Origin of the sequence: Halomonas sabkhae (genome assembly GCF_030409265.1) — a bacterium.
In the GTDB taxonomy this organism is placed as follows: domain Bacteria; phylum Pseudomonadota; class Gammaproteobacteria; order Pseudomonadales; family Halomonadaceae; genus Halomonas; species Halomonas halmophila.
Map to the genome: position 1 here is coordinate 107,275 of NZ_JAUFPM010000006.1, position 26,022 is coordinate 133,296.

General features: G+C 62.7%; 22 protein-coding genes. 15 read left to right on the forward strand and 7 right to left on the reverse strand.

Translation table 11 applies throughout. The features are described 5' to 3' along the window. Positions 1–17: 17 nt before the first annotated feature. From arsH to QWY79_RS05115, 3 genes are read left to right on the forward strand one after another with little or no spacing between them, the layout of a single operon-like run. The gene (gene arsH / locus QWY79_RS05105) at positions 18–734 is read left to right on the forward strand and encodes an arsenical resistance protein ArsH (RefSeq protein WP_290270541.1); all 717 of its coding nucleotides are present in this window, start codon (positions 18–20) and stop codon (positions 732–734) included. A 14-nt stretch (positions 735–748) separates the two neighbouring features. Next, positions 749–2,059, forward strand: a complete 1,311-nt coding sequence (locus tag QWY79_RS05110) for an arsenic transporter (RefSeq protein ID WP_290270543.1) — start codon at positions 749–751, stop codon at positions 2,057–2,059. A 38-nt stretch (positions 2,060–2,097) separates the two neighbouring features. Continuing rightward, positions 2,098–3,099: a glycoside hydrolase family protein gene (locus tag QWY79_RS05115; RefSeq protein WP_290270545.1), complete on the forward strand. Its 1,002-nt coding sequence runs from the start codon at positions 2,098–2,100 to the stop codon at positions 3,097–3,099. On the opposite strand, the gene QWY79_RS05120 is transcribed toward QWY79_RS05115, so the two are convergent. The 3 genes from QWY79_RS05120 to QWY79_RS05130 form a co-directional block, all read right to left on the reverse strand. Then, positions 3,096–3,584, reverse strand: coding sequence for a metallophosphoesterase family protein (locus QWY79_RS05120; RefSeq protein WP_290270547.1), 489 nt, complete (start codon positions 3,582–3,584; stop codon positions 3,096–3,098). The genes QWY79_RS05115 and QWY79_RS05120 overlap by 4 nt on opposite strands. Positions 3,585–3,617: 33 nt before the next feature. Further along, positions 3,618–4,256 (reverse strand): LysE family translocator, encoded by a 639-nt coding sequence (locus tag QWY79_RS05125; protein WP_290270549.1) that lies wholly within the window; start codon positions 4,254–4,256, stop codon positions 3,618–3,620. 111 nt (positions 4,257–4,367) lie between these two features. After that, complete coding sequence (locus QWY79_RS05130) at positions 4,368–4,958, reverse strand: TetR/AcrR family transcriptional regulator (RefSeq protein WP_290270551.1); 591 nt, start codon at positions 4,956–4,958, stop codon at positions 4,368–4,370. A gap of 93 nt (positions 4,959–5,051) precedes the next feature. On the opposite strand from QWY79_RS05130, the gene QWY79_RS05135 reads away from it, so the two are divergent. Next, on the forward strand, positions 5,052–5,555 hold the full coding sequence (locus tag QWY79_RS05135; RefSeq protein WP_290270553.1) for an HPP family protein: 504 nt from the start codon (positions 5,052–5,054) through the stop codon (positions 5,553–5,555). On the opposite strand, the gene QWY79_RS05140 is transcribed toward QWY79_RS05135, so the two are convergent. Further along, the gene (locus QWY79_RS05140; protein ID WP_290270555.1) at positions 5,543–6,472 is read right to left on the reverse strand and encodes a LysR family transcriptional regulator; all 930 of its coding nucleotides are present in this window, start codon (positions 6,470–6,472) and stop codon (positions 5,543–5,545) included. The genes QWY79_RS05135 and QWY79_RS05140 overlap by 13 nt on opposite strands. Before the next feature lie 132 nt (positions 6,473–6,604). On the opposite strand from QWY79_RS05140, the gene QWY79_RS05145 reads away from it, so the two are divergent. Together QWY79_RS05145 and QWY79_RS05150 are read left to right on the forward strand one after the other, a co-directional pair. Beyond that, a complete protein-coding gene (locus QWY79_RS05145) occupies positions 6,605–7,471 on the forward strand; it encodes an SDR family NAD(P)-dependent oxidoreductase (protein WP_290270557.1) in 867 nt (288 codons plus the stop codon). Continuing rightward, positions 7,468–8,325 carry an SMP-30/gluconolactonase/LRE family protein gene (locus QWY79_RS05150; protein WP_290270559.1) on the forward strand — a complete coding sequence of 286 codons (858 nt, stop codon included), beginning with the start codon at positions 7,468–7,470 and terminating at the stop codon, positions 8,323–8,325. The genes QWY79_RS05145 and QWY79_RS05150 overlap by 4 nt, the downstream gene beginning before the upstream one ends. Positions 8,326–8,426: 101 nt before the next feature. Here QWY79_RS05150 and QWY79_RS05155 read toward each other — a convergent pair whose 3' ends face one another. Next, positions 8,427–9,287, reverse strand: coding sequence for a DMT family transporter (locus tag QWY79_RS05155; protein WP_290270561.1), 861 nt, complete (start codon positions 9,285–9,287; stop codon positions 8,427–8,429). Between the two features lie 169 nt (positions 9,288–9,456). Between QWY79_RS05155 and QWY79_RS05160 the strand changes: the two genes are divergently transcribed. Further along, positions 9,457–10,407: a LysR substrate-binding domain-containing protein gene (locus QWY79_RS05160; protein WP_290270562.1), complete on the forward strand. Its 951-nt coding sequence runs from the start codon at positions 9,457–9,459 to the stop codon at positions 10,405–10,407. 348 nt (positions 10,408–10,755) lie between these two features. Here the strand turns inward: QWY79_RS05160 and QWY79_RS05165 are convergent, their stop codons facing one another. Then, positions 10,756–11,199: a MarR family winged helix-turn-helix transcriptional regulator gene (locus QWY79_RS05165; protein ID WP_290270564.1), complete on the reverse strand. Its 444-nt coding sequence runs from the start codon at positions 11,197–11,199 to the stop codon at positions 10,756–10,758. 504 nt (positions 11,200–11,703) lie between these two features. Here QWY79_RS05165 and QWY79_RS05170 point away from each other — a divergent pair. The 8 genes from QWY79_RS05170 (at position 11,704) to recD (ending at position 24,412) form a co-directional block, all read left to right on the forward strand. Beyond that, positions 11,704–12,345 carry a DsbA family oxidoreductase gene (locus tag QWY79_RS05170; protein WP_290270566.1) on the forward strand — a complete coding sequence of 214 codons (642 nt, stop codon included), beginning with the start codon at positions 11,704–11,706 and terminating at the stop codon, positions 12,343–12,345. Between the two features lie 80 nt (positions 12,346–12,425). Next, on the forward strand, positions 12,426–12,749 hold the full coding sequence (locus QWY79_RS05175; RefSeq protein ID WP_290270568.1) for a DMT family transporter: 324 nt from the start codon (positions 12,426–12,428) through the stop codon (positions 12,747–12,749). Positions 12,750–12,811: 62 nt separating this feature from the next. Then, positions 12,812–13,198: a DMT family transporter gene (locus QWY79_RS05180; RefSeq protein ID WP_290270570.1), complete on the forward strand. Its 387-nt coding sequence runs from the start codon at positions 12,812–12,814 to the stop codon at positions 13,196–13,198. Positions 13,199–13,357: 159 nt separating this feature from the next. Then, on the forward strand, positions 13,358–13,813 hold the full coding sequence (locus QWY79_RS05185) for a nucleoside deaminase (RefSeq protein WP_290270572.1): 456 nt from the start codon (positions 13,358–13,360) through the stop codon (positions 13,811–13,813). A 316-nt stretch (positions 13,814–14,129) separates the two neighbouring features. Then, positions 14,130–14,363 (forward strand): antitoxin of toxin-antitoxin stability system, encoded by a 234-nt coding sequence (locus QWY79_RS05190; RefSeq protein ID WP_290270574.1) that lies wholly within the window; start codon positions 14,130–14,132, stop codon positions 14,361–14,363. A 67-nt stretch (positions 14,364–14,430) separates the two neighbouring features. Further along, on the forward strand, positions 14,431–18,165 hold the full coding sequence (recC, locus tag QWY79_RS05195) for an exodeoxyribonuclease V subunit gamma (protein ID WP_290270576.1): 3,735 nt from the start codon (positions 14,431–14,433) through the stop codon (positions 18,163–18,165). Beyond that, positions 18,162–22,172, forward strand: a complete 4,011-nt coding sequence (recB, locus tag QWY79_RS05200) for an exodeoxyribonuclease V subunit beta (protein WP_290270578.1) — start codon at positions 18,162–18,164, stop codon at positions 22,170–22,172. Before recC ends, recB begins: the two co-directional genes overlap by 4 nt. Beyond that, positions 22,169–24,412: an exodeoxyribonuclease V subunit alpha gene (recD, locus tag QWY79_RS05205; protein WP_290270580.1), complete on the forward strand. Its 2,244-nt coding sequence runs from the start codon at positions 22,169–22,171 to the stop codon at positions 24,410–24,412. Before recB ends, recD begins: the two co-directional genes overlap by 4 nt. 422 nt (positions 24,413–24,834) lie before the next feature. On the opposite strand, the gene QWY79_RS05210 is transcribed toward recD, so the two are convergent. Next, the gene (locus tag QWY79_RS05210) at positions 24,835–25,989 is read right to left on the reverse strand and encodes a hypothetical protein (RefSeq protein WP_290270582.1); all 1,155 of its coding nucleotides are present in this window, start codon (positions 25,987–25,989) and stop codon (positions 24,835–24,837) included. Positions 25,990–26,022 lie beyond the last annotated feature (33 nt).

A 26,022-nucleotide genomic window follows, 5' to 3' on the forward strand; every position in this document is an offset into this window, starting at 1 on the left:
CGCAGGACCCAAGCCCCATGAGTCAAGACGACCTGCCCAACATAGACCCCGAGCAGCTCGACCCCATCGACATCGACGCCCTGGTCGGCCCCGACGCCTCCCGGCATGCCCCGCGTATCCTGGTGCTCTACGGCTCGCTGCGCGAACGCTCCTACTCGCGCCTGCTCGCCGAGGAAGCCGCCCGCCTGTTGCGCTGGTACGGCTGTGAAGTGCGCACCTTCAACCCCGCCGGCCTGCCGCTGCCGGATGATGCCGACAGCGACCACCCCAGGGTGCAGGAACTGCGCGAGCTGGCCACCTGGAGCGAGGGCATGGTCTGGGTCAGCCCGGAGCGCCACGGCGCCATGACCGGCATCATGAAGGCCCAGATCGACTGGATTCCCCTGGCGCTGGGCGGCGTGCGCCCCACCCAGGGCAAGACACTGGCCGTCATGGAAGTCTCCGGCGGCAGCCAGAGCTTCAATGCCGTCAACCAGCTGCGCGTCCTCGGCCGCTGGATGCGCATGCTGACCATCCCCAACCAGTCCTCGGTACCCAAGGCCTTCAACGAATTCGATGAGGCCGGACGCATGCGCCTCTCGCCGCTCTATCAGCGCGTCGTGGATGTCTGCGAGGAGCTGGTCAAGTTCACCTGGCTGACCCGCGACCGCAGCGCCTATCTCACCGACCGCTACTCCGAGCGGGTGGAAAGCGCCGAACAGGTCTCGCAGCGCGTCAACCAGGCCACTCACTGACAACGGAGCCTTTCATGCTGGCATTCGGCATCTTCGTGGCCACGCTGGTGCTGGTCATCTGGCAGCCCCGCGGGCTGGGCATCGGCTGGAGCGCCCTGGGCGGCGCCGGCGTGGCGCTGCTGCTGGGCGTGGTCGACTGGGGCGATGTGGGCACCGTGTGGCACATCGTGTGGGACGCCACCTTCACCTTCGTGGCGCTGATCATCATCTCGCTGATTCTCGACGAGGCCGGCTTCTTCGCCTGGGCCGCCCTGCACATCGCGCGCTGGGGCAATGGCCGGGGCCGGCTGCTGTTTCCGCTGATCATCCTGCTCGGTGCCATGATCGCGGCGATCTTCGCCAACGACGGCGCCGCCCTGCTGCTCACGCCGATCGTGGTGGCCATCCTGGCGCGGCTCGACTTCCGGCCAGGCGCGGCCCTGGCCTTCATCATCGCCACCGGCTTCGTCGCCGACTCCACCAGCCTGCCGCTGATCATCTCCAACCTGGTGAACATCGTCAGCGCCAACTACTTCGACATCGGCTTCAGCCGCTATGCACTGGTCATGGTGCCGGTGGACCTGGTCGCCTTGCTGGCCACGCTGCTGGTACTTGGTTGGTACTTCCGCCGCGAGGTGCCCGGCCGCTACGACGTCGAACGCCTCGAGTCCCCCGCCGACGCGATCCGCGACCATCAGGTCTTCCGTGCTGCCTTCCCGTTGCTGCTGGCCCTGCTGGCAGCCCTCTTCCTGACCGCCCACTGGGAGCTGCCTTTCGCGCTGATCATGGGGTGCGCCGCCCTGGTACTGATGGCCATCGCCGGCCGCTGGTTCAGTGCCGGGCACGTGCATGTCATCTCGCTGAAGAGCGTGCTGCGCAACGCCCCCTGGCAGATCGTGCTGTTCTCGCTGGGCATGTACCTGGTGGTCTACGGCCTGGGCAATGCCTGGCTGACCGACGCCGCCGCCGAGGTGCTGGTCTGGTTGAGTCGGCAGGGGGACCTGGTGGCCACCGTGGGCACCGGCTTCGCCTCGGCGATCCTCGCCTCGCTGATGAACAACATGCCCGCTACCCTGATCGGCGCCCTGGCCATCGACCAGGCCGAGGTCTCACAGCAGCCCCAGCAACTGATGGTCTACGCCAACGTCATCGGCAACGACCTGGGGCCCAAGCTGACGCCCATCGGCAGCCTCGCCACCCTGCTGTGGCTGCATGTGCTGGCCGGCAAGGGCTATCGCATCGGCTGGGGGCAGTACATGAAGGTGGGGCTGGTGATCACCCCACCGGTGCTGCTGGCCACGCTGGTGGCCCTGGCGCTCTGGTTACCGGCATTACCAATGCCCTAGAATCAGGCACTTTTCGATAGTTACCTGCGGGACGACACATGCTGGAACTGGCCGACAAATGGATCTGGGATAGCTGGTACGTCGAGGATCAGGGCCTCTGGCATGCCTTCTTCCTGCAGGCGGATCGCGCGCTGGGCGATCCGGAACAGCGCCACTGGCACGTCAGCCACGGCCACGCCACCAGCACGGACCTCGTCCACTGGAGCTATCAGGGCACGGTGCTTGCGCCCTCGCCCACGCCGGCCTTCGATGACTGCAGCGTCTGGACGGGCTCCGTGGTAAAAGGCGACGACAACCTCTGGCACCTCTTCTATACCGGCACCAGTCACGCCGAGAACGGCCTTCATCAGCGTATCGGCCATGCCACCAGCACGGACCTTCACCACTGGCACAAACAGGGCCTGGCACTGGAGCGCCGCGGCCCCAATGCCGAGTGCTACGAGCCGCACCTGCCCGAGCGCTGGAAGGACGAGTCGCTGCGCGACCCCTGGGTCATTCGCGACCCGGAGGGTGACGGCTGGCTGATGTTCTTCACGGCCCGCTCGCCGCTTCCCGACGACACCCTGGCCGCCGGCGCCATCGGCCTGGCGCGCTCCCCCGACCTGTATCACTGGTCCCTCGAGCCGCCTGTCTTCGTCGGCGGCTTCGGCGAAATCGAGGTCCCCACGGTATTCGAGAAGAATGGCCGCTGGTATTGCCTGTTCTGCACCAGCGCTCCCTACTGGTCGGCAGCCTACCGCGAGACCTACCCGGGCGAGCCGGTCTCGGGCATTCACTACCTGATGGCCGACCATCCGCTCGGCCCCTGGCGCATCGCCGAAGGCCATTTCCTCGACGGCACCCCGGACTGCGACCGCTATGCCCCGCGCTGGCTCCACGCCAACGGCCGGGACCTACTGATGAGTTGCCTGATGCAGCAAAACGGCGAGTTTCAGGGCGTGCTCACCGACCCGGTGGAGCTCGAGGCAGGCCCCGACGGCAGGCTCGAGCTGCGGGCCCTGCCTGCCCGGACAGCCGTCGAGGAAACGGCCAACGGCTAGACCGGCAGATGCAGGATGGCACCGCGCAGGGCCGCCTCGTCGCACCACAGCTTGCCGACCGTCAACGGCAGGGAAAAGCGCCGACGACCGGCGCCGCCGGAATTGAACAGCAGCCGGCCATCGCGCCATTCGTTGCGCGCCTTGTGAGAGTGGCCGTGGAGCACCGCATCGCAGGCGGTGGCCGCATCGAAGTCGGCGAGATCATGCACCAGATGCAGCCGCCAGCCGTTGACCCGCAGGTCGAGATGCCACGGCAGGCGCTCGGCCCAGTCGGCGGTATCGACATTGCCGCGCACCGTATACACCGGCGCCAGCTCGCCCAGCCGCTCGAGGATCGCCTCATCCCGATCGCGGCTGCCCACATCGCCCAGGTGCAGGATCAGCCCGCAGCCCTCCAGCATGCCCAGCGCCTCGTCGCGCAGCGTGCCGTGAGTGTCGGCGATCACGCCGATGGGTGCGTCGAGATTGAAGTATGGCGTGTGCATGCGCACTATCAAGGCTTCGGCCGACCCATCAGATTACTGGCTGGAAACGGCCAGCGCCCCACCCGACGAAATGAACAAGCCTCCAGTCACCCGGTTGAACAGACGCATGCGACGACTAGAACCGAGCCAGCGGCCAACACGAGACCCCACGGCGGCATAACCCGACATCATGGCAATATCGACGACCAGCCAGGTCAGCGCCAGAATCATGAACTGCATCAGTTGCGGCTCTCCCACGGTAATGAAGTTGGGGAAGAGCGCGGCAAAAAACAGCAGATCCTTCGGGTTGCTGATGCCCACCGTGAAGCCGCGGCGAAACAGCTGTCCAGCCAACAGCCTGGATCGCGCCTCCTGCGGGGCCTGAGGGGGCGTGACGGCTGCCACTTCCGGCGCCCTTAACCAGGCCTGCAAGCCGAGAAAGACCAGATACGCACCGCCCACCAGCTTGAGCAGTAAAAACGCCGATTCCGACGCGGACAATATGGCGCCCAGCCCCACGGCAGAAAGCGCCATCATGACCAGCGAAGCCAGGGTGCCGCCCATCACTGTGGCAAAGGCATTCTGGCGGCCGAAGCGTACGCCATGCGTGGCACACAACAGCGCAACCGGGCCGGGAAAGCTGATCAGTGCCGCGATTACCCCCACGTACGTGAGCCAAAGCCAGATATCCATGCGTTACTCCAGAAGCCGTAATTTACGTATGCAAGATAGCGTTTCCAGCAGACGAGCGGCAGCCCTCGATTGCCGACCACAGTGCAGCGTCACATCCGCGAAACAAGGCCCTCAGGACTGCGCCCAGTGCGCCTCGCCTTCTCGATCCAATGGCCGAGCGTCCAGCTCCAACAGAGGCGCCAGCGCCGCCCAGGCATCATCCACGGCGTCCGGGCCGAACAAATAGGCGTTGGCGATCAGACCATCCAGCGTCACCTGGACTAGGCGAGCCAGCCGTGGCGCAGCCGTGCCCTCTTGCTCGGCGAGAATCTCCTCGACCAATGCCTTCACCTCTACCTTGTGGCGTTGCGAAAGCGCCAGCAGGGAAACCGGCTTCCGGGCGTACTCCTCCGTCGCCTTAATGAACATGCAGCCGTGGAAGTGCTCGGAGGAGAACCAGCGCGCATGCCAGTCGAAGACCGCGCGAAGCCGCGCTTCCACCGTGCGTTCCGACTCGACTGCTGCATTCAGGGAAGTCATGAAGCGCTCATGACGCTGTTCCAGCACTGCCTCCACCAACGCTTCCTTACCGGGAAAGTGGTGGTAAAGCGTCATCTTGGAGACTTCGGCCTCATCCCGGATTCGGTCCACGCCAACCGCATGATAACCATGCTCCCCGAACAACCGGGTCGCCGTAGCCAGAATGTCGTCGCGCTTGGCCATGAACTCCTCCTTTTCATCGGAAAGTCTTGCATCAATGCCTTTATGATACTACTGTACAGACCTGTCTGTACACAATTTAATGAGACGATCTCCATGCTCCATAAAATGAAAGGCGGCGGCACCCTGCCGGCGCGCCCCGACACTTTCCAGATTCTCATCGGCCTGGTGGGGGGCATCAGCGGTATCGGCCTGGTGGCCTGGCTGACACAGCTCACCGAGGTGCCACTGCTGATGGCCCCTTTCGGTGCCAGTTGCGTGCTGCTGTTTGCCGCGCCGGGGGCACCGCTGGCCCAGCCCCGCAATGTGATCGGCGGTCACTTGGTCTCGGCGCTGGTCGGCCTGGTCGTCATGCAACTGCTGGGCACCGGACCGCTGGCTATGGCGATCGGCGTCGGCGTGGCTATCGCCGCCATGCAGGGGCTACGGATAGTGCATCCTCCGGCAGGCGCCAATCCGCTGGTGGTGATGATGTCCGGTGCAGTGGGCTATGATTTCCTGCTGATGCCGGTACTGGCCGGCTCGGTGAGCCTGGTGCTGGTAGCGCTGCTGCTCAACAACCTGGGCGAAGGGCGCCATTGGCCGAACTACTGGCTATAGAAGGTCTCCTGCCTCTCTTTTCCCGAGGCATGACCAACGAAGGACGCCGCCGAAGGGGAAGGGTCACGATACACAAAGGAGAGGTCGAACTCGGAGCCCGAATCGGATATTGATCGATAAGTGATCCGGTCATCACGGAATCCGCTCATGCTCTCTGGCACGACGGAAACTCCGAACCCGACAGCGACTAGGGATAGCACGGCGTGCATTCCGTACGCCTCCTGTTCGACTCTCGGCACAAACCCTGCGTTGGCGCACAGGCGGATCACCTGCAGATGAAACCCTCGCCCTTCGAGCATAGGCCATAAAATGAACGATTCCTCCGACAAATCAGAAAGTTTGACCCTATCCTGCTCTCCGAGAGGATGATCCCTCGGTATCGCCATGCATAGCCGGTCACTGTCGAAGCGATCCAGCTCAACATCTTGAGCATTATGGAGTGGCGGTATCACCACACCGACATCCATCGTTCCAGCACGTATTGCGGCAACCTGAGCGGCGGTGGTGGCTTCACGAAGCTCAAGGCGCACCCTTGGATACTGCATCCTGAATGCACGAATGGCATCCGGTAAACGACCATAAAGGGAGCTACCCACATAGCCCAGGCGTACCAGACCTGTTTGCCCTGCGGCCACCTCCTGCGTACCCGTTATGGCCTGCTGCGCCTGTCGAAGGGTCTCACGCGCTTCCTCCAGGAACTTTCTTCCTGCGGGGGTCAAGCCCAGCACGCGATTCCCACGCTTGATCAGGGTTACACCAATATCCTCCTCCAGCTTGCGAATCGCACTGGTGAGGGGAGGTTGCGACATATTCAACCTTTCCGCAGCCCGATGAAAATGCAGCTCTTCCGCTACAGCAACGAATTGCTCCATGGTGCGTAAAGTGATTCGTGCCCTGGCATCTAGCGCCATTTCCATTCCCTCGATCGTGTTTCAATGGCTTTAACACCTCATGATACAAAGAAAATATCATAAAGCATTATAAATAATATTTTATATATCATGATAACCATTTCATGCTTCTCCTGCATGTATAGACCGGAGTATGGAATGATCAATTTCGAAGGCCAGGTGGTACTCATAACAGGGTCTGGGCGAGGGCTTGGTTTCGCCTATGCACGCTGTATCGGACAGCTCGGTGCCACGGTTCTCTTGCAGGATATCGGCGCAGATATTGACGGCAATGGAAGTTCACCCGAAGTGGCGGAAACTGCAGCTCAGCGACTGCAGGCAGAAGGACTGGATGCACGAGCCGTTGCCGGGAATATAAGCTCCCGCGAAGGCTGCCATGGACTCATCGACCAAGCATTGACCTTAACAGGGAGGCTCGATGCCCTCATTCATAATGCAGGCTGGGTTGGCTATGAAAGCATCGAGACGATAGAAGAAACTTCCTTTGACCGAATGATGGCGATCACCGCCAAGGCCCCTCTTTGGCTCACACAGGCCGCATGGCCCGCGATGAAAGCAGCGGGGCATGGTCGTATCGTCATGACGACATCCTGTCGCGCGCTTTATCCTCAATATGTGCATAAAGGGTTGGCATCTTACTCCGCGGCCAAAAGTGCAGTGGTAGGCATCATGAATGTCCTGGCGGCCGAAGGCGAAGAGGACAATATCATCGTCAATGCAGTTTCCCCTGTCGCCAAGACTCGCATGTGGGGCATCAATAGCGAGCCTGACGAACTACGTCCTTCCGAAGTGGCTCCAGGTGTGGCATTCCTCGCTTCCACTGCATGCATCGAAGGTGGATGGGTTCTGCGTGCCGCAAACGGCCAGTTTCATGCCACCAAAGCAATGGAGGCCGAGGGTGTTGATTATCCTCGCAACCTGCAAGCAACTCCCGCATCAACGGCTCATGAGGTGGCGAAAAGCTGGCCCCTGATCGCCATTCCTGACGTGGAGCCGCGCGCATGAAGGCCACATCAGTCGCGTTTTCGAGCCAGGCAACGCTCGGCGAGTCCCCCGTATGGAGTCCATCCAGAGGCCATCTCTTGTGGGTAGACACCCTCGAAGCCTCTCTCAATATCTTCGACCCAGCCAGAGGACACAATATCACCCATGCCTTGCCTGCACCTCTCGGCTTTGTCACTGAGACACATAAGGGCCAGTTGCTCGTTGGTATTGGCTGCCATGTAGAACAAGTCGATGAGACCACAGGGCAGAGGCAGAGAATAGCTACGGCGCCTCACGCTCGGACAGGCTACCGGCTTAACGACGCTTACCTCGACCCTGAAGGCCGTCTTTGGGTTGGCCTGATGGATGAAAGCCTGAGCGAAGGGTCCGGCTACCTTTATCGCCTTGACCCCAACGGAATCTGGAAAACCATCGATTCTGGCTTCACTCTCATCAACGGCATCGACCGGAGCCTTGATGGAAAAACACTCTACGTCACGGATTCAAAACGTGGTGCCATTTACGCCTATGAATATGACATATCTTCCGGCGAGGCCAGCTATCGGCGAAGACTGACCGACATTGACCCAAACCAAGGGAAACCGGATGGACTGGTGGTTGACCAGCAAGGTTTTTTGCTCAGCGTTCTCTTCGATGGGGCCGGCATTGCACGAATATCCCCGAACGGTGACATCGTACAAAAAATAACACTCCCTGTTCTTCGCCCAACGAGCTGTATCTTCGATAGCAGTAACAAGTATCTTTTCGTAACTTCGGCTCGACTGGGCTTATCGACCACTACTCTAGCTGATATGCCGGCCTCCGGATCTTTGCTTCGGATCGATCACGAGCAGGCCTTACAAACTATTTGGTAATGCACCTGACTCTCTACTGACCTGCACGGGCCTGGTTTTCCCAGTGTCAATAAACACCAAGGATGCTGAATCACGCCCAGGTCACTGGTCTGTATGGACACCTAACGCGTCACCACCAGCAGGCCGATAAGCAGGGCCACCCCGCCGGCAAGGAAGTTGATCGTTAGAGGCTCGCCGAGCAGCAGCGCGCCGAACAGTACGCCGAACACCGGCGACAGGAACGAGAAGATCCCCAGTTGCGAGGCGAAGTAGCGCCGCAACAGCGCAAACCACAGCAGCAGCGCCGCCAGGGAAATGACCAGCGTCTGGAAGGTCAGGCTGGCGATCACGGCGCCGGTCGCCTGGATGCGACCCAGATCGCCGAGCAGTGCGGTCACGGGCAGCAACATCAGCCCGGTGAAAGCGAGCTGATAGAACAGCGTCTGGACCGGGGGCACTTCAGAAAGCGAAGAACGGCGTATCACCAGGGTGGTGGCGGCCCAGGCCAGACCGGCCAACAGCCCCAGGATATCGCCCCGCAGGATGTCGGCGGCGTTCTCGATGTCGGTCGCGGGCGCTATGGCGAGCACCATGCCGCCGAAGGCCAGCCCCACGCCTAGCCACTGACGCCCCGTCAACTGCTCGCCGGGAACCAAAAAGTGCAACCCCAACGCCGCAAACACCGGCGCCGTGTACAGAAACACCGACATGTGCGAAGCCAGCGTGTAGTTCAGCCCCCAGGCCACAAACACGAACTCCGCGGCGAATCCCATTCCCACCAGGATGCCCGGGCCAATATGCGCACGCAGATCGTGCATCCGAATGCCTTGTCGGTAGACCAGCGCCGCCACCAGTAGCGCCGCCAGTGACGAACGCAGGGCAATCTGCGCCAGCGGCGAGATGTCCATCGCTACCATCTTGATGGCCACCTGCTGAAACCCCAGCGCCAGGCAGAACAGCACCATCAAGGCACTGGCCGGCATATCCAGCTTCCGGCGCGCCGAGCCGACACCCCTCGCTGCCATAGCATTATTCAACTGGCTGGTATTCTGCATATCGCCCCCTGATCATTGAGTTGCGCCAAGTTCAGCATTTGCTGGCGGCGGCGCCAAACGATTAATCTGGAGGTCAAGGCTCAGGAAAACTCAACTCATGAAGATCGAACGCCTACCCCTGAACGCGCTACGCGCATTTGCCGAAGCGGCGCGCACGGAAAGCTTCAAGGACGCCGCCGGTCGGCTCGGCGTAACGCCCGGTGCGGTCAGCCGTCAGATCAAGCAACTGGAATCGCGGCTCGGCGTATCACTCTTCGCCCGGCAGGCCAGCGGCGTGCACCTGAACGAGGCCGGACGCCAACTGGCCAAGGACATCGACAGCGGCCTCGAGCGCATCGCCGCCGGCGTCCAGACTGCCCAGGAAAGTGCGCGCCGCTCGCCCATGCTGACGCTCAGCGCCCCGCCATCCTTCATGCAGCTATGGCTGTTGCCACGGCTGGCGGACTTCGACGCCAACGTGGGCGGCATCGACATCTCCCTGGAGGCCAGCCAGTCGTTGACGATACCGGCCTGGCAAGGCGACGGGGCCCGCCTGGCGATCCGATACGGCCGCGGTCCCTGGCCGGAGGTGATGAATCACCGCCTGTTCGGCGACGAGTTGTTTCCCGTCTGTGCCCCAGCCTTGCTGGAGCGGAATGACCGCCCGCTGGAACCTGCCGACCTGGCCCACCATACCCTGCTCGAAGTCGGCTGGTGTTCGACACAGGGCGCCACCTTCCCCGGCTGGCAGGCATGGCTCGAAGCCGTCGGCATCGCCGACCGAGTCGCGCCGCCGCAGCGTCGTTATTCGCTATATGGCCTGGCCATGGATCAGGCCATCGCTGGGCGTGGCATCATGCTGGCCAATCACACCGTCGCCAGGGACCGGCTGGAAAGCGGAGTACTCGTGCGCCCCTTCGGCGACCGTCATGTCCTCACCTCACCCATGACCTACGACCTGCTGACGCCCACGCACGGCGAAGCCCCGCCCGCCGTAGCAAGCTTCATCGACTGGCTGTTGAACGAAGCCGACGCCTTCGAGCGAGCGACGATCGGCAAGGCTCACTAACTGTCATCACGCCACTCAAGGGCAACCATGCCGCCACGCCTTCACAGTCCCAGGGCCGGGCACCCCACTGTCTGTCAGGAGTACCGGCGACTCATAGGACAACGCACTGGCCAAGACTGTTATCGGGTTGTTCAAGACAGGAGCGGCGCCGAAGGTGGCCATGACAACACCTAGAAGCCAGTGGCTCGCTACCCTGGAGTGGGCCGACTGGTGCAATATCGGTGGCTCCTGGAGTAGATCGGCAACATGCCACCAACCGAGCGATAAGCGCTGTATTTTGCGCAATAGGGTCAGGCCAAGAAGGCAGCCTGACTCCAACCAACGGATCTCCGAGAAAGCCGGCGCGGTTCACACCTCTGTCGGAGACTGGTCCTGAGTCATCTTGCGAAGACATTGGACGATCTGTCTGCTCTCCACATGAGCACCAGCCTCGTCCAGAGCCTTTTTAAGGTAGTCATCATAGTCCTGTCCCGCCCGACTCAGCATCTCCCTGCCACGATCAGTCAGTACGGTGTAGACGCCCCTCTTATCATCCGGGCAAAGATCACGAGTCGTGTACCCCTCCCGCTCAAGGCGCTCCACCAGCCGAGTCACAGAGCTCTGGTTTAATCCCAAAAGCTTGGCCAGCTCCAGCATTCGCAGCTCGGAGTCAGAGGCATCAGAGAGCAGTTTCAGAGCGCGGTAGTCTGTAAGACCGATCCCATGTTCCCGTAGGAGTGCTTTCGCGACCTGATTTTCCACGCTATCAACAACGTTCTTGACTCTCTGCCAAAGCACAGATTGCGAGATCATAGATAGATATTCCTAAGTGATATAAACATAGTCTATTAAGCTTGATTTCTGTGTACATACATATAGTACGCTATACCGTCCAAGTAGCCTACCGAAGAATGAGCCTCTAGGCTGCGCTCTGCTTCAACCAGGCCCAGTGATACCGCACCACCCCTCTCCCTTTATGGTACTTCCATATAAAATATAAAAACATCAGATAGTTACCGACCTACCAAGCTTCTCGTCCTATAGCAGAGCCAGTGCACGCTATCGAGTGGCTGGTCGGGCACAGCAAGGAAACCATTTGTTTGCATGCGCATGCATCTTGACAGAGCAGCTCCCTGTCCTCTATAAAGTGCATGCACATGCAAATAAATAATCACTACCTTCACCAAGGATAGGGGTCCATGAAATAGCTGAAACTCTTGTCTGCACTGGCTTATTACGTCGAAGGAGCCCAGGCAAATAAAGAGCGGATCGCAATGTAAAGCCATAAATATGTATGCACAAACACAGGATTGAATAATGACGAAGACACTCACAATCTACACCGATTACGTGTGCCCCTACTGCCTTCTCGCAGAGCACGTCATCAGTGAGGTGACTAAAAATCGGGACATCTCGATCCACTGGCGGCCGTTCGAACTGCGTCCCCATCCGGTGCCCACCCTCCGCGTGGAGGACCCGTACCTTCCCGACATCTGGAAGCGGTCAGTCTATCCAATGGCGGAACAGCTTGGCGTGCCAATCAAGCTGCCAGAGATCACCCCGCAGCCAAGGACAGATAAGGCCTTCCAGGTGTTTGCCATGGCGGAAGAGCATGGCATGGGCCACGACTTTACGATGCAGGTGCTCAAAGCGTTCTTTCAGGAGGAGAAAGACATTGGGAAGCACCAAGTCCTGGCAGACCTCGCAGCGGAGATAGGGCTTTCTCGGGATGCTGTACAGGAAGCCCTAGTCGAGGGGACCTATCGCGACCGCCAGCTTGCGGCACAGCAGCATGCAGTCGACGTAGCTCAGATATCGTCGGTACCGACAATCATCGTCGGTCAGAAAACCTTCACGGGGGTCCCGAACCCGTCCGAACTGCGTCAGGCAATCGAGAACCTGGACCAGGTCGATAGTGAGACCTGGTCTGAGCGTCCCTCTCACACGCCTTTCCCATAAGAACGTACTGGTCAAAAACGCATTGAGTCACTAACCAATCAGACTAACCACCCGCAAATAGCTATGTAGGAGAAAGACATATGATTAGCTGGATTTACCTTGGGATTGCCGTACTTTTTGAAACGTCAGTCGCAATTTCTGCAGGAAATGCGCAAGGATTCACCAGGCTTTGGTGGACAGTAGCCACTCTGGTAAGCGGTGCGATTGCCACCTTCTTCCTTAGCCTTTCTCTACTAGAATTCGACGTTGGTGTTGGCTACTCGATCTGGACTTCTGCAGCGGGGGTCGGGGTTGTCATCTTGGGTGCGTTGTTCTTTGGAGAGCGTCTGAGCAGAAAAAAACTGTTAGGAATTTCCCTGGTTATCGGAGGTGTTATTGGTCTTCACCTCAGTGGCGCTGCATAAAACCCCTTAGCTTACCAATACTACCAACTGCAAACTAATCAACCTTTCTGAGAGTAAAAATCATGACTATAGCATCTGAAAAGCAAGCAAGCACTGGCAGGGCATGGATCATGCTGCTACTCGCTGGAGCCTTCGAAATCGGGTATGCGCTGAGCGTGGCAGGAAGTGAAGCATTCAGCGTACTGAGCTGGTCGGTCTCTGCCATCGTATTCTTTCTGCTAACGCTCTATGCCCTAAGCGTTGCCTTGAAAACGATCGATGTCGGGATTGGGTACGCAGTATGGGCAGGAATCGGCGCGGTAGGTTCTGCCGTGTTCGGAAGCACTCTCTTCGACCAAACGCTCACAATGACCCAAGCCTTCTGGTTGGCAGTCATCATCGCCGGTGTCATCTGGTTGAAGCTCGCCAGCAGCGAAAAACTGCAAGACACTGACCCAAGCCTTGCATAAACTTGATGTAATATAAACAAAAGAGAAGGGCAAGTAACTTAATGATCCATAAGTGACGCATTCGTCAACATATGCCTTAAACTACTTGCTCTTCCAATTGAAAATTTTCTTCTGGAGAAGTTGATGCCCACAAGTCAATCCGCTCGTCTTGGTCAGCTCATGATGGATGTTGTTGCTTATTCCACAGAGCATGTCCATGGCGGCGGCATACCATTCACGGCCTTCGTTGTGGATGCCAGCGGTGAGGTTCTGGGGCGCGGCGTCAACCGCGTCCTGGAACATAATGATCCAACTGCGCATGCAGAAGTCGAGGCTATTCGAGATGCATGTCGTGTCACAGGAGTCCCCCACCTACGTGGAGCGATGCTCCTGGCATCGGGTGAGCCCTGTGCCATGTGCTACCTCAACGCACTTTATTCAGGAATCAGAGAAGTGGTGTTCGCAGCCGACCGACACGAGGCTGCCAAGTATGGGTTCGACTACCGTGGGTCTTACGAGATGCTGGCTAACTTCCCGAATAAGTGGCCGATGCACATCCACAAGCACAAAACGGCCGGGTCTCTAGAGCCCTTCCAGCTCATTCAGAGAAAACGGATGAGAGAGAACGATCACTGATCGAGCGCCTCAACCTTCGCTCGCTAGGAATTCCGATTGTCTCCATCTGACTGACCGCCGAGCGGGCCCTTGCCAAGCTAGGTGAAGGGCCCTGGATTAACCACTAACCGAGAGCTCACACCTAGCCCTGGTGATACCTAGGAGTGAGCCATGACTTCCTGCCTCTGACGGAGCTAGCGGATGCGGTAAGCCCGATGCTGATGGCACGGCTGCTCAACAAGGCGTCACGGGCGACACGCAAGGGTCGCCATCAGGAGAACGAACTTTGTGATGACATCGTATATACTTTTTCAGTACCAGTTATGGGAGAGTCACGATGAGCAAAGAGTCCGTGTTCACCATGAAGCTTGAATCCGAGCTACGCGAAGCCTTCATGGCGGAAGCTGAAGCCGCCCACCGCCCAGCGTCTCAGGTTGTCCGCGAGCTGATGCGGGAATTCATCGAGCGGCAGCGCGAAGCACGCGAATATGACGAATTCCAGCGCCGCAAGGTGGACAAGGCGCAGACCTCGGTGCAGGCCGGCCAGGGCCGCTCAAACGAGGGAGTGTAAGCCGGCTTCATGCTTGGGGCGTTTTCCGGCACCATGAGGGCACGTTGTCCGCTGCCAAGGAATCGCCATGCCCGCCTCCTCCGATGCATCCCTGCAACCCGGTTTCATGGTGGTGCACGGCAACCGCCTGGAGGACCTGCGCGATCTGGCGGTGACCTGGATGCGCCAGCACCCGCTCGACCCGCTGGAGGACGAGACCATCCTGGTGCAGAGCAACGGCATCAGCCAGTGGCTCAAGCTGGCCCTGGCCGCCGATGATCCCCGGGGCAGCGGCGTGGCGGCGGCGCTGGATGTCACATTGCCGGCGCGCTTCCTGTGGCAGGCCTACCGCAGTGTGCTGGTGCATCGCGACGGCGAGGGTGCGGTGCCGGCGGAGTCGCCGCTGGACAAGCCGCGCCTGATCTGGCGCCTGATGCGCCTGCTGCCGGCGCTGCTCGACGACCCGCTGTTCGCGCCCCTGTCGCGCTTCCTGGCCGATGACGACGATCTGCGCAAGCGTCATCAGCTCGCCGAGCGACTGGCCGATCTGTTCGACCAGTATCAGGTCTATCGCGCCGACTGGTTGGCGGCCTGGGCCGAGGGCCGCGACGAGATCATCGACGCCCGTGGCCAGGCCCGCCCGCTGGACGACGACCAGCGCTGGCAGCCGGCCCTGTGGCGTTACCTGCGCGACGACATCGCCCATCACCTGGGCGACGCCGGCCTGGCCAGCAGCCGCGCCGTGGTGCATGGCCGCTTCCTGGAGGCCTGCCGCGAACTGGCCGAGAGCCCACAGCAGGGTGATAGAGAGGCGCGTCCTCCCGGCCTGCCGCGTCGCGTCATCGTCTTCGGCATTTCCTCGCTACCGCGCCAGACGCTGGAAGCCCTGGCCGCCATCGCCCGGTTCAGCCAGGTGGTGCTCTGCGTGCACAACCCCTGCCGGCATTACTGGGCCGATATCATCGAGCACAAGGACCTGCTGCGCGCCGCCCGCAAGCGCCAGCAGCGGCGCCCCGGCATGCCCATCGAGCTCGACGACACCCAGCTCCACCTGCACGCCCAGCCGCTGCTCGCCGCCTGGGGCAAGCAGGGCCGCGACTACCTGCGCCTGCTCGACGAATTCGATGATCAGGAAAGCTATCGCGCGCGCTTCGAGGCCGAGGCGCTGCGCATCGATCTGTTCGAGTCACCACTGGAAGACTGCGCGCACCCCGGCCTGCTCCAGCAGTTGCAGGACGACATTCTGGAGCTGCGACCACCCGCCGAGACCCGCGAGGCCTGGCCGGCGGTCGAGCCGCACCACGACACCAGCCTGCGCTTTCATGTCGCCCACAGCGCCCTGCGCGAGGTGGAGATCCTGCACGACCAGTTGCTCGCCGCCTTCGATGCCGACCCGAGCCTCAAGCCCCGCGACATCCTGGTCATGGTGCCGGACATCGACACCTACACCGCCGCCGTCCAGGCGGTGTTCGGCCGCCTCGCGCCGGACGACCCGCGGCACATCCCGTTCACCCTGTCCGACCAGACCAGCCGCCACCGTCAGCCGCTGCTGATCGCCCTGGAGGCCCTGCTGCAACTCCCCGAATCGCGCCTCAGCGTCGGTGAGCTGCTCGACCTGCTCGAAGTGCCCGCCCTGCGCCAGCGCTTCGGCCTCGACGCCGAGGCCCTACCGATCCTGCGCCGCTGGATCGAGGGCGCCGGCATCCGCTGGGGGCTCAGCGCCCGCCAGCGTGCCCGGCTCGACCTGCCCGAGGGCCTCACCGCCAACACCTGGGCCTTCGGCCTGCGCCGCCTGCTGCTCGGCTATGCGGTGGGCGACAGTACCGACAACGAAAGCGCCGACGGCCCCTGGCACGACATCGAGCCCTTTGGTGATATCGGCGGTCTGGAAGCCGCCCTGGCCGGCCCGCTGGTCGACCTGCTCGACACCCTGGAAGCCCTCTGGCTGCGCCTCACCGAGCCCACCGACGTGGCCACCTGGTGCCAGCGCCTGCGCGAGCTGCTGGCCGACTGCTTCAGCGCCGCCGACGAGGCCGACCTCAACACCCTGACGCGCCTCGAGGAGATCCTCGACGAATGGCGCGACGCCACCGACGACGCCGACCTGCAGGAGCCCCTTCCGCTCTCGGTGGTGCGCGAACACTGGCTCGGCCAGATCGACGACAACAACCTCTCGCAACGCTTCCTGGCCGGCGCCGTGAACATCGCCACCCTGATGCCGATGCGCGCCATCCCCTTCCGCCACGTCTGCCTGCTGGGCATGAACGACGGCGACTACCCGCGCACCCAGCGGCCGCTGGACATCGACCTGATGGGCCACGACTACCGCCCCGGCGACCGCTCACGGCGCGAGGACGACCGCTACCTCTTTCTCGAGGCGCTGCTCTCGGCCCGCGACCGGCTGATGATCAGCTGGGTCGGCCGCAGCATCCACGACAACGCCCCGCGGCCGCCCTCGGTACTGCTCGGCCAGCTGCGCGACCATATCGCCGCCGGCTGGCAGCTCGCCGCCGCGCCGGCCGAGGCAGACCCCGGCCAGGCCCTGCTCGACGCCCTGACCACCGAGCACCCGCTGCAGCCCTTCAGCCGCGCCTATTTCACGGCCGCGCCGGATGCCGACAACGCCCTCTTCACCTACGCCCATGAATGGCGCGCCATTCATGCACCGCAGAGCACCACAGCGAGCGACGCAACGGTTACACCCGCAAGCTCTACTAGCTCCACAAACTGTGCGAGCGCAGCCAGCTTGCAGCCCTTGCCGCCCATGAGCCAGGCCGCCCCGCTCACCCTCGGCCAGCTCGGCGCCTTCCTCAAGGACCCCGTCAAGGCCTTCTTCAACACCCGGCTGGGCGTCCATCTGGAGCGCGAGAGCGCCGAAAGCCCCGACCACGAGCCCTTCGAGCTGGACGGCCTGACCCACTGGCAACTGCAGGACGAGCTGATCCGGGCCGGACGCCGCGCCGTGGAAGACCGCTCGCCCCACATGCCCGCCGTCGAGAGCACCCTGGCGCGCCTGGAACGCGAAGGCCGGCTGGCCATGGGCGGCTTCGCCCAGCGCATGCGCGACGACCTGGTCGAACCGCTGGACGGGCTGTTCAGCGAATACGCCGAACTGCTCGCCGCCTGGCCCCACCCCCGCGCCCTGCCGGCGCCCGTCTCGCTGGAACTCGAGGCCGCGGGCGGCCCCCTCGCCGTGGAAGACTGGCTCGACGAACTGCGCGAGAACGACCAGGGCGACGTATGCCGCCTCAAGCTGATCACCAGCAGTCTGGTCAACAAGGGCAAGTACCACTGGAAACACTGGCTGACGCCCTGGGTCGAGCACCTGGCCGCCCAGATCGTCATCGGCCCGGTCACCACCGAGCTGCGCTCGCGCGCTGGCGGCGGCACCCTCCACCCGCTCGACCCGGAACTGGCCCGCGCCCGCCTGACCGCCATCGCCTCGGCCTGGCAGGCCGGCATGACCGCCCCCCTGCCGCTGGCCCGCGACGCCGCCTTCACCTGGATCGAACAGGGCGGCGACATCGCCCAACTGGATCGCTGCCTGGGCAGCCCGGAGCGCCAGGAGGACAACGACCTCAAGGCCTATCAGGCCGCCGCCAAGGTCTTCGAAGGCGACGACTACAACCCCGGCGAGCTCCACCGCGACGCCTACCTGGCCCGCCAGTGGCGCAGCTTCGATGAACTCACCCGTCAGCGCACCGCCGAGCGCCACTTCGGCGAACTGGCCGACGCCCTCTACGCACCGCTGCATCACGCGGTCAAACGCGACAAGGCAAGCTCAAAGGGCAACAAGACCACAGCGCAGGGGAAACAGCCATGAGCGAACAGGCCCCCACCCTGGACCCGATCCACCTGCCGCTGCCCGGCAGCCGGCTGATCGAAGCCAGCGCCGGCACCGGCAAGACCTTCACCATCGCCCTGTTCTACCTGCGCCTGGTCCTCGGCCCACGCGACGAGCACGACAGCGACGCCTTCCCGCGGCCCCTCACGCCCCCGGAAATCCTCGTGGTGACCTTCACCAACGCCGCCACCCAGGAACTGCGCGAACGCATCCGCGCCCGGCTGGTGGAAGCCGCCGACGCCTTCCAACCCGACACCACCGCGGCGGAGACAGGCGGCGACGCTGATAGCGGATCAAGAGCAGGCGCGTCGGAGACAACCAGCGGAAACCTCGAAGGGGCGTCTGGAGCAGGCCTTGAAGGAGGTCCGATGCCAGGTATGGCATCGGTAGCGCCCAGGGATGGGTTTACAGCGCCTCCGGAAAGGCCTGCTCCAGAAGAAGCCCCGTACCGGAATGACACCGCCGACCTCTCCACAGAACCAACGGTGGATACTGCGAGCAGAGAGCCGTCGAGCGCCGACCCGCTACTCGCCCTCCGCGATAGCTACCCCAGGGAAAGCTGGCCGGCCTGCGCCCGCCGCCTGCGCCTGGCCGCCGAATGGATGGACGAGGCCGCCGTCTCCACCATCCACGCCTGGTGCCACCGCATGCTGCGCGAACACGCCTTCGACAGCGGCAGCCTGTTCGCCCTGGCCATGGAACTCGACCAATCGGCCATGAACCTCGAGATCGCCCGCGACTACTGGCGCAGCTTCTACTACGCCCTGGAACCCGAGGAACTCGGCGTCATCACCCGCCACTGGAAATCCCCGGACGCCCTGAACCAGGCCGTGGACCAGCTGCGCGTGCACGCCGACGCCCTGCCCGAGGCCCCGGAGCCCGCCACTACCCTGGCCAACGCCCGCCAGGAACGTGAGCGCATCCTCGAAGAACTCAAGGCCCCCTGGCGCGAATGGATCGACGACCTGCAACAGCAGATCGAGGAAGCCGCCAGCCGCAAGGCCTTCGACGGCAAGAAACTCAACGTCAAGAACCGCACCAACTGGTTCGACAAGCTGCGCACCTGGGCCCACGACCCCGAGGCCATCCACCCCGGCCTCACCGACGCCGCCTGGCAGCGCCTCACCCCGGAAGGCATGGCCGAAATCTGGAAGGACGGCTCGCCCCTCGCGCACCCCGCGCTGGAAGCCACCGAGCCCCTCAAGGCACGCCTCGACAGCCTGCCCGAGCCCTTCGCCGACCTGCTCAGCCATGCCGTGCACTGGATGGCCAAGCGGCGCAACATGGTCCAGCGCCGCCGCGCCGAGCTCGGCCCCAACGACCTGCTGCACCATCTGGACGCCGCCTTCCAGGGCGAGGCCGGCGAGACCCTGGCCACCCGCATCCGCCAGCAGTTCCCGGTGGCCCTGGTCGACGAATTCCAGGACACCGACCCGGTGCAGTACCGGCTCTTCGACCACGTCTACCAGCTCGCCGACAACCGCCAGGACTGCGCCGTACTGCTGATCGGCGACCCCAAGCAGGCCATCTACGCCTTTCGCGGCGCGGATATTCACACCTACCTCAAGGCCCGCCGCGACACCCGGGGCCGCCATGTCACCCTGGGCACCAACTTCCGCTCCGCCGCCGCCATGGTCGGCGCCGTCAATCGCGTCTTCGCCCACGCCGAAGCCAACCTCGCAAGCGGCGCCTTTTTGTTTCGCCAGGGCCAGGGCGAAGGCCAGGAAGATCCGGTTCCGTTTCAATCCGTCGCCGCCAAGGGCCGCAAGGATGCACTGGTCCGCCAGGGCACACCCCAGCCGGCGCTCAGCCTGTGGCACCTGGAAGCCGAGGCCGGCATCGGCAAGGGCGCCTACATCAACGAGCTGGCCGAACGCTGCGCCAGCGAGATGGCCAGGCTGCTGAACGAAGGCCAGGCCGGGCAGACCGGCTTCGCCCACCGCGAGGACGACAGCTTCCGCCCCCTGGCGCCCTCGGACCTCGCCGTGCTGGTCAACAGCGGCAGCGAGGCCCGCGCCATCCGCCGCGCCCTGCTGCAACGCGGCGTGCGCAGCGTCTACCTCTCCGACAAGGAAGGCGTCTACGAGACCGAGGCCGCCGCCGAACTCGAGCTGTGGCTGGCCGCCTGCGCCGAGCCCGACAACGCCCGCGCCCTGCGCGCCGCCCTGGCCAGCCCCAGCCTGGGGCTCACACTGGCCGAACTCGACGCCCTCAACGGAGGCGACCAGCAGGACGAACTGGCCTGGGAAGCCCGCGTCATGCAGTTCCGCGACTACCACCGCCAATGGTGGCAACGCGGCGTACTGCCCATGCTTCACCAGATGCTGGCCGACTTCGCCGTACCCGGCCGGCTGCTCACGGTGCCGGAGGGCGAGCGCCGGCTCACCGACCTTCTGCACCTCGGCGAGCTGCTGCAACAGGCCAGCACCGAGCTGGACGGCGAGCACGCCCTGCTGCGCCACCTGCGCGAAGCCATCGGCCGCCCCCAGGAGCAGAGCGAGGCCCACAAGCTGCGCCTGGAAAGCGACGCCGACCTCGTGCAGGTGGTGACCATTCACAAGTCCAAGGGCCTCGAGTACCCGCTGGTCTTCCTGCCGTTCATCGCCGCCGCCCGCCAGACCAAGAAGGACGACCTGCCACTGCGCTGGCACGACGACGAGGGCCGACTGCGCCTCTCCCTGGAAGCCGACGAGGCGATTCGCGAACGCGCCGACCACGAACGCCTCAGCGAGGACATGCGCAAGCTCTATGTCGCCCTGACCCGCGCCCGCCACGCCACCTGGCTGGGCCTGGCGCCGCTGGAGCAACTGGAGCACTCGGCCATCGGCCGGCTGATCGGCGGCGACGCGCCCCTGGACGGCCAGAGCCTGCGCCCGGCCCTCGAGCCCCTGGACGACACCCATCACCCGGACGGCTCGACCGACGACGGCGCGCGCATGATCAGCGTCTGCGAGGCTCCGGCGCGTGACGCCACCCCGGTGCCGAGCCGCGAGGACACCACCCCGCTGGCCCCGGCCCGCAGCCCGAACCGCAGGATTCGCGAACACTGGTGGATCGCCAGCTACTCGGCGCTCGGCTACTCGCAGCGCCAGGCCAGCGACACCGCCGATGAACCGAGCCTGCCCAGCGAGCCCACCACGCCCGGCGAGGAAAGCGCCCGGGAAGTGCATGACGAACCCCAAGACAGCGGCAGCCTGCCCCTCCACGGCGGGCCGGCCGGTGAAGGCGCCCTGCATGCCTTCCCCCGCGGGCCCTCGGCGGGTACCTTCCTCCACGGCCTGCTGGAGTGGGCCGGCGAACAGGGCTTCGCCCGGGTGGCCGAGGACGCCGAGCTGCGCGACGAGACCATCGCCCGCCGCGCCAAGCGCCGCGGCTGGGAGCACCAGATTCCCGCGCTCAGTGCATGGCTGCCCGAGCTGCTCAGCGCCGAGCTACCCCTGCCGGGTAGTGACGCGGATGCCGGCGGCACCACGCCGCTGCGCCTCGACCGGCTCAGCCGCTACCGCGTGGAAATGGAGTTCTGGCTGGCGGTCCATCAGGTCGACACCCGCCAGCTGGATGCCCTGGTCAGCCGTCACACCCTGGGCGGCCACGCCCGACCGGCCCTCGACCCGGACCGGCTCAACGGCATGCTCAAGGGCTTCATCGACCTGGTGGCCGAGCATCAGGGGCGCTATTACGTGCTCGACTGGAAGTCCAACCACCTAGGCGCGGATGACGCCGCCTACGCCCCCGAGGCCATGACCGAGGCGGTGCTCGCCAAGCGCTACGACGTGCAGTACAGCCTCTACCTGCTGGCCCTGCACCGGCTGCTCAAGGCCCGCCAGCCGGGCTATGACATCGAACGCCACCTGGGCGGAGCGCTCTACATCTTCCTGCGCGGCAGTCGCGCGCCCTCGCGCGGCGTGCATGCCGAGTGCCCGCCCCGCGAGTTGATCGAAGGGCTCGATGCCCTGTTCCGTGCCGCCGAGGAGGCCGCCGCATGAGCCCGACGCATTCCCATCCGCCGCTCGACGCCGCACCGCAGGGCACGCTTGATCAAGCACCCGAAAACGCGCTGGCCGAGCCCGCGGCGCTGTTCGCCCTGCTGGAACGCTGGGTGGCCCGCGGCTGGCTGCGCTCGCTGGACCGCGCCTTCGCCGACTTCCTGTATCGCGAGGTCGCCGACGCCTCGCCCCGGCTGCTGCTGGCCGCCGCCCTGGCCAGTCACCAACTGGGGCGCGGCCACGTCTGCCTGGATCTCGCCCTGACCCTGGAAACGCCGGACCTGGCGCTCTCGCTGCCCCCCGAAGGCGACAGCCTGGAGGAGCCACCGCCGCTGCCCAGCCAGGTGATGGCCGGGCTCGAGGTCGCCGACTGGCGCGTCGCCCTGCACCAGCCCGAACTGGTCGGCGACGGCCCCGGCGCCACACCCCTGGTGCTCGACGGCACGGCCGAACGCCCGCGCCTCTACCTGCGCCGCTACTGGCAACACGAGCAGGATATCCACAGCCGCATCGCCATGCGTCTGGCGGTTGATAACTCAGCGACCGAGCCCCCGGAGGCCGCGCGCCTGCGCCCGCTGCTGGACACCCTCTTCGCGCCGCAGGACCAACACGACTGGCAGAAGACCGCCTGCGCCCTGGCGACCCGCTCGCCCTTCGCGGTGATCACCGGCGGCCCCGGCACCGGCAAGACCACCACCGTGGTACGCCTGCTGGCCCTGCTGCAGGGCCTCACCCTGGGCCGCGGCGAACAGGCCCTGCGCATCCGCCTCGCCGCGCCCACCGGCAAGGCCGCCGCCCGGCTCAATGAATCCATTGCCGGCCAGGTCGGCCGGTTGCCGTTCGAGGCCCTGGCTCGACAAGCCGGGCCGGATGACACGCCACCGGCGGAAGACGAGCCAGGCGCCACGGCGGCGTTGCAAAAGGCAGTGCCCAGGGAAGTGGCAACACTCCACCGCCTGCTCGGCTCGCGCCCCGACACCCGGCGCTTCCGCCACGACCGCCACAACCCGCTGCCGCTGGACGTGCTGGTGGTCGACGAGGCCTCGATGGTCGACGTGGTGATGATGGCCGCCCTGCTCGAGGCTCTGCCGCCGCATGCGCGGCTGATCCTGCTCGGCGACAAGGACCAGCTCGCTTCGGTGGAAGCCGGCTCGATCCTCGGCGACCTGTGCGCCCGCGCCGAAGGCGGCCACTACACCCCGGCCACCGCCGACTGGCTGCATGAGGCCACCGGGCAGCGCCTGCCCGACGAGGTGCTCGATACGCACGGCCAGCCGCTCGACCAGAGCATCGCCATGCTGCGCGTCAGCCATCGCTTCACCGCCGAGAGCGGCATCGGCCAACTGGCCGCCGCCATCAACGCGTCGCTCGCCGAGAGTGAGGCCCGCGAGAAACGCGCCGCCATCCACCGCGTGCTCGACAACGGCTATACCGACCTCTCGCACCTCAAGCTGAAAAGCGATGATACCCAGTGGCTGCCGCGCCTGGCCGTCACCGGCTACCCGCAAGGCTTCCCGCAGAAGGACCATAACGAGACACGCCAGGAAAACGCCGCAAAACCTGTCCCGCCCGTGGGCTATGCGCACTTCCTGACCATCATGGCCAGGGAGCGCCCCGCCGATGACGCCCCCCAGGCCGCCTTCGACGACTGGGCACGCCGCGTGCTCAACGCCCACGGCCAGTTCCAGCTACTGTGCGCCCTGCGCCGCGGCCCCTGGGGCGTGGAAGGCCTGAACGAGCGCGTGCGACAGGCGCTGGAGCGCGAGAAGCTGATCGACAGCCAGGACGGCCGCCAACTCTGGTACCCCGGCCGCCCGGTACTGGTAACCAAAAACGACTACGGCCTCGGCCTGATGAACGGCGACATCGGCATCACCCTCGCCATGCCACGCCCCGACGCCAGCCCGAGTGGGCAAAGTGGCTACCTGCTGCGCGTCGCCTTCCCCGCCGGCGACGGCAGCGAGCGCATCAAGTGGGTACTGCCCTCACGCCTGCAAGCCGTGGAAACCGTCTTCGCCATGACCGTGCACAAATCCCAGGGCTCGGAATTCACCCACGCCGCTCTGGTACTGCCCGACGCCCCCAACCCCATCCTCACCCGGGAACTGGTCTACACCGGCATCACCCGCGCCCGCCACTGGCTGACGCTAGCAGAAACCGGCCGCGGCCAGTTGATGGATGCCGCGCAGAGGAGGGTGATGCGGGTGAGTGGGTTGGGGGGGGGAAGTGAAGTGAAGTGAAGTGACCTGATAGCCTATTTTCTGAATTCCCGGGTAAAGATGAAAGCTATCAGAAAAAACACACCAGACACTCCAGTCAAATCACTCAAAACAATAGGGTAAGAAAAAGTAACCTTTTTGCCTAAAACAAAAACGGAATAGCTTCCTTCCGCCCTACCAGTCAAAGCTCCAATTCAAAACCGGCTCCAGTGACGTGATGTTCTTGATGCTTAGTAAAAGTCTGGGCGGTCAAGTAATTAAGCCGCCTACCCAACTGGCGCCAAAGCCAAATAAGAAAGCCCGTAACGGACCCTTCATGAACAACTGACACATGGACCGTAAAGTCATGCACTTCCTGAACCAGTGCAATGTTGGCTTTACAGATATCCATATGTGTCATAGGTTCCTAACGCTTTTCTCACTGAAAAACATGTTACATACTTTCACTTGTGTAACTCCAAGTTCAACGTTGGATATACAGATGTTACCGGATTTTCTACCGAGTCAGGATCATCCATAACCCTTCTGGCTTGTGCAGCGATTTCCGACTTGTACGTTTCAAGCTTAGGCACCAGCGTATATATATCCGCACAATCAAGAATAATTGTCCTAAAATTACCGATATCGAAAGGTATTTTGTCGCCTTTACGTACAATTTGTATTGCTGGTAATCTTGAAACATGCCGCAAGGCTAACTCATAGAAAACATTGGGGTTATTAAACGATAAATCTGCGACAACCAACTTTGACCTAAGAATATATTCAATTATTTGATTTGTAATTAGACCAGGCTGATCAATCGCGTCGGCACGCACAACCTTCAAACCAAGAGATTCGATAGCTGGCTCTATAATAGATCCAAGAAAAAGATCAGAGTGTTTACGGTTTTCAGAATCATCCTCACCAATTGGAGTAATATAGAAGCAGGTAGTATCGAAAGTTGAGCTCCCGGAAGTGGCGGTTCCAGAAGCCTCTTTTCTATTACTTTCTGCAGTAGCTTCATCGTGCACCACTGGCAAAGCAGAATGAGACCTAGATAATTTCTCAAGCGCATGATCTACTGTGACGATTCTCTCTGCTCCGGCGAGGATTTGCAAAACACCAACATACTCAGCATTTACTACAAAAATATCAACAATCGTATCAATTACGTTTTCATCTATCTCATTTTCTCTTAACGTATCTGCAAGGACCATCTTAACTGGCATCTTATTTCCAGAAAACTTTTCAAAGAGAATCTGAAAGGGCGAAACATTTAGTATTGCTAAATAAATCTTGGCCTGTGCTTTTTCATATTCTGAACTTGATTCGCTGAAAGCTTTAATAGCCTCAGAAGTGAGCTCAAGCTGCTCCGCCTGATACCCGCCCTTAACCAAGCCATACTTATTAGAGTTAGTAACTAGCGTTCTTGATGGGCCGCTATCAGGCGACTTGCCAATATGGTCGAAAAGAGTGACACGTCGAACTTTATGCCCTGACCCAAGTTCGTACAGCGCCTCCGCAAAGTCTACGACTTCTTCAAAGGCACAAAGTGGATATGGTACAACTCGTCTTTTTCGCTTCTTGTTAGACTTTACTTCTTTATCTTCTTCAGACACGAACTCCTCCTTCTTCGTGACACGTAACGCGCT

Bases quoted from the DNA above. Each gene is read 5' to 3' on its own strand.
- arsH (WP_290270541.1), top strand. From the start codon at position 18: ATGAGTCAAGACGACCTGCCCAACATAGACCCCGAGCAGCTCGACCCC.
- QWY79_RS05110 (WP_290270543.1), top strand. From the start codon at position 749: ATGCTGGCATTCGGCATCTTCGTGGCCACGCTGGTGCTGGTCATCTGG.
- QWY79_RS05115 (WP_290270545.1), top strand. From the start codon at position 2,098: ATGCTGGAACTGGCCGACAAATGGATCTGGGATAGCTGGTACGTCGAG.
- QWY79_RS05120 (WP_290270547.1), bottom strand. From the start codon at position 3,584: ATGCACACGCCATACTTCAATCTCGACGCACCCATCGGCGTGATCGCC.
- QWY79_RS05125 (WP_290270549.1), bottom strand. From the start codon at position 4,256: ATGGATATCTGGCTTTGGCTCACGTACGTGGGGGTAATCGCGGCACTG.
- QWY79_RS05130 (WP_290270551.1), bottom strand. From the start codon at position 4,958: ATGGCCAAGCGCGACGACATTCTGGCTACGGCGACCCGGTTGTTCGGG.
- QWY79_RS05135 (WP_290270553.1), top strand. From the start codon at position 5,052: ATGCTCCATAAAATGAAAGGCGGCGGCACCCTGCCGGCGCGCCCCGAC.
- QWY79_RS05140 (WP_290270555.1), bottom strand. From the start codon at position 6,472: ATGGAAATGGCGCTAGATGCCAGGGCACGAATCACTTTACGCACCATG.
- QWY79_RS05145 (WP_290270557.1), top strand. From the start codon at position 6,605: ATGATCAATTTCGAAGGCCAGGTGGTACTCATAACAGGGTCTGGGCGA.
- QWY79_RS05150 (WP_290270559.1), top strand. From the start codon at position 7,468: ATGAAGGCCACATCAGTCGCGTTTTCGAGCCAGGCAACGCTCGGCGAG.
- QWY79_RS05155 (WP_290270561.1), bottom strand. From the start codon at position 9,287: ATGCCGGCCAGTGCCTTGATGGTGCTGTTCTGCCTGGCGCTGGGGTTT.
- QWY79_RS05160 (WP_290270562.1), top strand. From the start codon at position 9,457: ATGAAGATCGAACGCCTACCCCTGAACGCGCTACGCGCATTTGCCGAA.
- QWY79_RS05165 (WP_290270564.1), bottom strand. From the start codon at position 11,199: ATGATCTCGCAATCTGTGCTTTGGCAGAGAGTCAAGAACGTTGTTGAT.
- QWY79_RS05170 (WP_290270566.1), top strand. From the start codon at position 11,704: ATGACGAAGACACTCACAATCTACACCGATTACGTGTGCCCCTACTGC.
- QWY79_RS05175 (WP_290270568.1), top strand. From the start codon at position 12,426: ATGATTAGCTGGATTTACCTTGGGATTGCCGTACTTTTTGAAACGTCA.
- QWY79_RS05180 (WP_290270570.1), top strand. From the start codon at position 12,812: ATGACTATAGCATCTGAAAAGCAAGCAAGCACTGGCAGGGCATGGATC.
- QWY79_RS05185 (WP_290270572.1), top strand. From the start codon at position 13,358: ATGATGGATGTTGTTGCTTATTCCACAGAGCATGTCCATGGCGGCGGC.
- QWY79_RS05190 (WP_290270574.1), top strand. From the start codon at position 14,130: ATGAGCAAAGAGTCCGTGTTCACCATGAAGCTTGAATCCGAGCTACGC.
- recC (WP_290270576.1), top strand. From the start codon at position 14,431: ATGCCCGCCTCCTCCGATGCATCCCTGCAACCCGGTTTCATGGTGGTG.
- recB (WP_290270578.1), top strand. From the start codon at position 18,162: ATGAGCGAACAGGCCCCCACCCTGGACCCGATCCACCTGCCGCTGCCC.
- recD (WP_290270580.1), top strand. From the start codon at position 22,169: ATGAGCCCGACGCATTCCCATCCGCCGCTCGACGCCGCACCGCAGGGC.